Here is a 6,434-nt window from a genome sequence, read left to right as displayed (position 1 = left end):
CCCCATGATTGCGGGACCACTGGGTCGGGGAGGTCGCGCTCCTGCCGTGAAGCCCAAAAATTTCAAAGGCACCCTACGCCGTCTATGGTCGTATTTAGGTACAGAACGAAAATGGCTGACAATTGTTTTTCTTTTCATTATAGTGGACTCCGCTTTGACACTAGCTGGCCCTTATCTCATTGGTGTAGCCGTCGACGCTATGGCGGGAGGCCAGGTTGATTATAGCGTTCTTGATGTGACGCTGATCGTCCTTATTTCCACGTACATCGCGGATGGCGGGCTTACCTTCCTGCAGAGCTGGGTGATGGCCGGACTTGCACAGCGCGTAGTGAGGCGGCTTCGGCAAACGATGTTTGCGAAGCTGCAAAAGCTCCCTCTTGCATTTTTCGACGGACGCTCTCATGGCGATATCATGAGCCGGTTATCGAATGATATTGATAACGTGAGCAACTCAATCTCGCAATCAACTACGCAGTTGATGTCAGGCTCAATTGCCATTGTTGGTTCCTTGGTTATGATGTTGGTTTTAAGCCCCACATTGACACTTGCGAGTCTCATTACTGTTCCGCTCGTGTTCTTTTTGGCCAAAACGATTACCAAGCGAACGAGTGTGTTATTCAAAGATCAACAGGCACAGCTAGGTAAGCTGAATGGACATATCGAAGAAACCATTTCCGGACTTCTCGTAGTCAAAGCTTTTAATCGTGAGAAGAAAGCGATCGATGAATTCAATAACGTGAACGGTAGACTCTATGAGGTTGGGTTGAAGGCACAAATCTGGTCCGGGTTTCTGATGCCTCTCTTAAGCGTTATCAATAACATCGGCTTCTCCGCCGTTGCCATTGTTGGCGGTATTCTAGCCGTCAAAGGCCACATCACCGTCGGCGTTATTGCCAGCTTCCTAAGCTACTCGCGACAATTTGTGAGGCCGCTTAACGAAATCGCGAACACATATAACGTTCTCCAGTCAGGTGTTGCTGGGGCTGAACGCGCTTTTGAAGTGTTGGATGAAGCGGAGGAAGTGGAAGATGAGCCTGGAGCTATCGATCTGGTGAAGCCTGTTGGACACGTCACCTTCCAAGACGTAACCTTCGGATACCGGCCCGACATGCCGATCATCAATCAAGTCAGCTTTGATGCGCCAGCTGGCAGCAGCCTTGCGCTCGTAGGACCTACTGGCGCAGGCAAGACGACAATCGTCAATCTGGTGACCCGGTTCTATGACGCTACGAGCGGTACGATCTTGATTGACGGACGCGATATTAAATCCTATACGCGAGACAGTCTACGGCGCAGCTTCGGCATCGTGCTGCAAGATACGTATCTGTTCTCCGGCACCATTAAGGAGAATATCAAATACAGCAAGCCAGATGCGTCAGATGCTGAAGTAGTTGCTGCAGCCAAGCTCGCGAATGCAGACGCCTTCATCAGCCGGCTGCCCAAGCGTTACGATACCCCGCTCTCTGAGAATGGCGGGAATTTAAGTCAAGGGCAGCGCCAGTTGCTTGCGATTGCGCGCGTTATCTTGGCAGATCCTTCGATTCTCATTCTGGACGAGGCGACGAGCAGCATTGATACGCGAACGGAATTGCATATCCAGGAAGCCTTGCTCTCGATCATGAAAGGACGCACAAGTTTCATAATTGCGCATCGGCTGAATACGATTCGGGATGCAGATACGATTATGGTTATTGATCGGGGCGAGATCGCCGAACAAGGCAGTCACAGTTCTTTGATGAATCAAGATGGTACGTACTCCCGAATGTTCTCTAATCAGTTTAAAAATCTTGAAAGTGCAGTCGAATAAACGAACTAGAGCCCCAGGACGATTAGCATTCCTGGGGCTTTTATTTCGTTAATCAATTTAAAATGACTTGACAATTCGGAATCCAAGATCATCTATACGAAGTGTCGGATGACTGCGACGACGGCACGAAGCTCCGCAGCCCCTCGCCTCTTCCGCCCAGCTCCCTCCTCGAAAAATCCGGTAGGAGCCGTACACTTCCTCATCGTATACATCCCAGCACCACTCCCAAACATTGCCTAACATATCGTACAGCCCCCATGAATTCGGTGCCTTCTTTCCAACTTCCTGTATGTATCCACCAGAATTTTCATTATACCAAGCAATCTTATCAAGCTCTCCGTATCTATAACCAGTCGTTTCCGCTTTACAGGCATATTGCCACTCTTCCTCAGTTGGAAGCCGATAGCCGTCAGACTCCCAGTTGCAAATCATGTTTTCTCCATCAAGACTTACCGTGTAACATTCATTAAGTCCAGTATTTCGGGAGAGCAGATTACAGAAATTGATGGCTTCATGCCACGAAAGATTAACAACAGGCTTTTGATCACTCGTAATAGAAACTGGGGTTAAACTTGTGACTGCATCGTATAAGCCCTTGGTTACTGGATATTGGGACATATGAAAAGGTCTAATTTCCGCTATCCATTTACGTTTGATACGATCGTCTCTTAACTCTATGTCCCCACCTTGAATTTTCACCATTTGTAAGTCCATGTAACTCTTTATTTCATTGAACAACTATCTTCCTCCTTCTTAAAGTCCAGCAGCAGCTTGACTCACTAATGAGCTCAAAAGCTCGGAATCGAACGTCTGCCCTTGCTTTAGCTTCAAGGTCTTTCTTTCCGGAGGACCGTCGAACAAGCCATCCGGAAGCGTAAGTCCAGTAGCATTAAAGATCGTGAAGCTTATTGCGTCTTTCGATGACGATAGAACGGCGGCATATTTTCCATTTTTCAAAAAATGTAGTTTCTTATATTGTATACGCTCATGAACGTCTGGAATAGCCTCCTGTACAATTTGACGCAGTACTACAGACATTTCTTTCTGCCATGGTTCTTTCAACGCCTCGATAAAATCAGTTACTTCCGGATTCATTATGCCGACTCTCCTTTGCAAACTCTGCAGATTTAATTTCTCTACCCGTTTCAATAAAAGTTCCTTTTCACGCTCATTCCTCGTCATGGATGCAGCGCGTTCAAATTCCATACACGCTTCGTCTAATCGCCCTAACTTGACCAAGAGGTCACCCCGAACACTCGGCAATAAATAGTATCCTTTTAAAGATGGCTCTGACTGTAATGCATTAACCATCTGCAGGCCATAGGCCGGACCAAACGCCATTGATATGGCAACAGCCTGGTTTAGTTCAACAATCGGCGATGGCGATACGATCGAAAGCGCCTCGTAGAGTGCAGCAATTCGGACCCAATCCGTCTCATCTGTAGTCCTCGCCTGTGCATGACAGGAAGAGATTGCAGCCTGGATTGCGTATGGTCCAAGTGCCTGTCCAAGCTTCCTACTTCTTTCTAGTGCGGTCAGACCCCGGCGGATCAACAATTGATCCCATAGAGCTCGATTCTGCTCCATAAGAAGTACAGGTTCTCCCTCAGTGTCAACACGTGCTTTGAACCTTGAAGATTGAATCTCCATCAAGGCGACAAGTCCATGCACTTCAGGTTCCTGGGTGGCAATCTCAGCTAGTATACGTCCGAGCCTCAGTGCCTCTTGGCACAACAAGGGACGGATCCAATGTTGTCCCGAAGTTGCGGAGTATCCTTCATTGAACATGAGATAAATGACCTCAAGAACGGAGAATAGACGGTCCTTGAGCTCCTCGGCTGGCACTTCAAAAGGCACCTTCTCAGCATTAAGGGTTCTCTTAGCCCGAACAATTCGCTGCGCGATCGTGGACTCGGCGACGAGGAAAGATCGTGCTATCTCATCCGTAGTTAGTCCGCATAACAGACGAAGCGTCAGCGCAACTCTTGCATCCTGCGATAAGATAGGATGGCAAGTCATGAAGATCAGCCGAAGAAGATCGTCACCGATCTCCTCGTCCAAATTATTGTCATCTACTTCATATAAATCCTGGTTAAGTGCCATCTCCATATACTTCTGGTCACGGAGTTTATTCCTGCGCATATGATCAATCGCTCGCCGTTTGGCTGTCGTCATCAGCCAAGCGCCTGGATTCTCTGGAATGTTGTGATCGGACCATCGATCAAGCGCAATAACCAGAGCATCCTGCGCAAGATCTTCCGCCAGACCTATGTCCCGTACCATTCGCACTAATCCAGCGATAATCTTTGGCGATTCGATTCGCCATATTGTATCAATGGTTCTATGTGTAGGGGATAAATTCACGCTTTATGCTGCTCCCGCACTAGTTGGCGAAGTGCTGCATCTTTCGCAACGGTTTCAGGATTGTCTACTAACTCCTCCATCTCGAACACCTGTCTGAGTTCAATTTCCCCTTGCCCAAATCCATGAGGATCAGGCATACGCATCGCCCACTCGATGGCTTCTTCCCTGGATTTAACTTCTATCAACGTATATCCTGCTATCATCTCTTTCGCTTCCGTAAAAGGACCATCAACAACTTTCGGTTTGCCCCCGGTTTCAGGGTAGGAAATCCGTATGCCGCTTGAGCTAGGCTGCAGACCATCGGCAGCGAGCAAAACACCCGCTCGTACTAATTCCTCATTATACTTTTGCATGGCATCAATAAGTTCTTGACTCGGCTTATTCCCTGCCTCTGAATCTGTTGTAGCTTTAACTATCATCATGAATCTCATAAATGTAACCCTCCAATTTTTGTGCAGCTGTTGGCTTGCTATCTAACTAATTTTATTTGTTTCCTTAAAAAAGGCTGAAAGTTCCGAAGAAATAAGCATCGAATTGAGCCTTAGTGTCCATGTTAGATCTCCTTTTTGCCTCTTGAAATTTACTCTCTATTAGGACGACGAACAGATATCGGAAGAATCGACATGATACAAAAATATTTTTTACCACTTGATCCTCTTATTTAGATGTAAAGAACCATTAAATCCTCATCATAATACTTTCCGTTATATTTTAAAGCTTTATGTTCCACGCCATAGATTTCGAAACCCAAGGATTTGTACAGTTTTTTGGCAATGATATTCTCAGACATAACCATTAAGTTGATTTGCTCCAATCCCTCATAGCTGCTTGCTCGGCTAATCAATTCCAACATTAGTTTTTTTCCTAAACCTTGCCCGCACACTTCAGGTGCTACATACATGCCGTATACATTTCCTTTATGCATGCTTTTCAGACCATTGTCTCGAACAAAACTTACATTACCTACAAGCGAGCGGCTCTCATCAAAAGCTCCAAGTGTAAATTTCTCCTGCGTAGGTCTGATTCTTTCAACGTAGGTTTCCAGGGAAAAGTGCGCTTCTCTTTCATAAGTAGAACCAAAGGCTTCAGGGCTAAGTCATATAAGTAATTATTGTTCGCGTCTAGGAGCCAATTCAATCGCTTGCTTAAGAGCTTCTTTCAAACTTTGCTCATCAGCAATTCCTTTGCCTGCAATATCAAACGCTGTACCGTGATCTACGCTCGTTCTGATAATCGGAAGGCCTACCGTGATATTAACACCGGCTTCGAGCCCTAATACTTTAATCGGACCATGTCCTTGATCATGATACATAGCAACGACGATATCGAAGTCTCCCCGCGTTGCGCGGAAGAACAACGTATCTGCAGGCAGAGGTCCAACGACTTGAATTCCTTCTTCTTGCGCCTTCTTGACCGCAGGAACGACTTTCTCATCTTCTTCCCCATAGCCAAAAAGTCCGTTCTCTCCTGCGTGAGGATTGATTCCGCAGACGGCAATTTTAGGTGACTCGTATCCAGCTTTTTGCAAAGTTTCATGAGCCATCCGAATTACTTTATAGACACGATCAGGATTAATCATTCGGACAGCATCCAGAATACCAACGTGGGTTGTGACATGAATAACTTTCAACTTCGGCGCGGAAAGCATCATTGAAAAGTCCTCTGTGCCCGTCAAATCAGCCAAAATTTCGGTATGACCTGGGTAGATGTGTCCACCCTTATGAAGGGCTTCTTTGTTTAACGGCGCTGTACAAATAGCGTCAATTGCTCCCGCGTTAGCCAGTTCAATTGCCTGTTTCAAATACATGAATGCAGCATGTCCGGCTTCTTTGGATACTTGACCTATCGGAAGATCGGCTGGCAATAAGTCTAAGTCATAACAGTCCACAGTACCGTGCTCGAACTGAGCTTCGGCAACAGATGCAATTCGGCGGACACGAAGACCCGTATGAACGAACTGATCTGCTCTTTCTAATAATTTAGCGTCGCCAATGACAAAAGGACGACATATTTCATAAATCTGGACATCCTTCAGTGATTTCATGATGATTTCTGGGCCTACGCCTGCTCCATCGCCCATCGTAATACCTATAATTGGTCTATTCATTGCATGATTTCCCCCTTTAATGCTTTTTTAGCCTTGGATAGGCTATGTTCATTTCCGAAAGCTCCAGCTTTTGTTACAGCCCGTACAGGTTTATCGCGAACAAGGAGTCCCAAAGGGATACCTGGTTCAATTTCTTTAATCAGTTGTATAGAGGAT

5 protein-coding genes and 2 pseudogenes are annotated in these 6,434 nt (G+C 46.3%); 1 reads left to right on the top strand and 6 read right to left on the bottom strand.

The window, feature by feature from the left end; translation table 11 throughout:
• Nucleotides 1–4 precede the first annotated feature (4 nt).
• Nucleotides 5–1,807 carry an ABC transporter ATP-binding protein gene (locus tag AC1DUA_RS21455; protein ID WP_477501707.1) on the top strand — a complete coding sequence of 601 codons (1,803 nt, stop codon included), beginning with the start codon at nucleotides 5–7 and terminating at the stop codon, nucleotides 1,805–1,807.
• 57 nt (nucleotides 1,808–1,864) lie between these two features.
• Here AC1DUA_RS21455 and AC1DUA_RS21450 read toward each other — a convergent pair whose 3' ends face one another.
• The 6 genes and pseudogenes from AC1DUA_RS21450 to pdxA form a co-directional block, all read right to left on the bottom strand.
• On the bottom strand, nucleotides 1,865–2,545 hold the full coding sequence (locus tag AC1DUA_RS21450; RefSeq protein ID WP_477501705.1) for a formylglycine-generating enzyme family protein: 681 nt from the start codon (nucleotides 2,543–2,545) through the stop codon (nucleotides 1,865–1,867).
• A 15-nt stretch (nucleotides 2,546–2,560) separates the two neighbouring features.
• The gene (locus tag AC1DUA_RS21445; RefSeq protein ID WP_477501706.1) at nucleotides 2,561–2,902 is read right to left on the bottom strand and encodes a DUF1801 domain-containing protein; all 342 of its coding nucleotides are present in this window, start codon (nucleotides 2,900–2,902) and stop codon (nucleotides 2,561–2,563) included.
• 45 nt (nucleotides 2,903–2,947) lie between these two features.
• Nucleotides 2,948–4,171: pseudogene (locus AC1DUA_RS21440) on the bottom strand (RNA polymerase sigma factor); the annotation flags it as partial.
• A complete protein-coding gene (locus AC1DUA_RS21435; protein ID WP_477501704.1) occupies nucleotides 4,168–4,602 on the bottom strand; it encodes a YciI family protein in 435 nt (144 codons plus the stop codon). The gene AC1DUA_RS21435 and the pseudogene AC1DUA_RS21440, both read right to left, overlap by 4 nt.
• A gap of 230 nt (nucleotides 4,603–4,832) precedes the next feature.
• Nucleotides 4,833–5,243: pseudogene (locus tag AC1DUA_RS21430) on the bottom strand (GNAT family N-acetyltransferase); the annotation flags it as partial.
• A 36-nt stretch (nucleotides 5,244–5,279) separates the two neighbouring features.
• Complete coding sequence (gene pdxA, locus AC1DUA_RS21425) at nucleotides 5,280–6,278, bottom strand: 4-hydroxythreonine-4-phosphate dehydrogenase PdxA (RefSeq protein ID WP_477501703.1); 999 nt, start codon at nucleotides 6,276–6,278, stop codon at nucleotides 5,280–5,282.
• Between the last annotated feature and the right edge of the window lie 156 nt (nucleotides 6,279–6,434).

This window comes from Paenibacillus sp. 01T422 (assembly GCF_056398785.1).
This window is presented reverse-complemented; position numbering and strand designations above follow the sequence as displayed.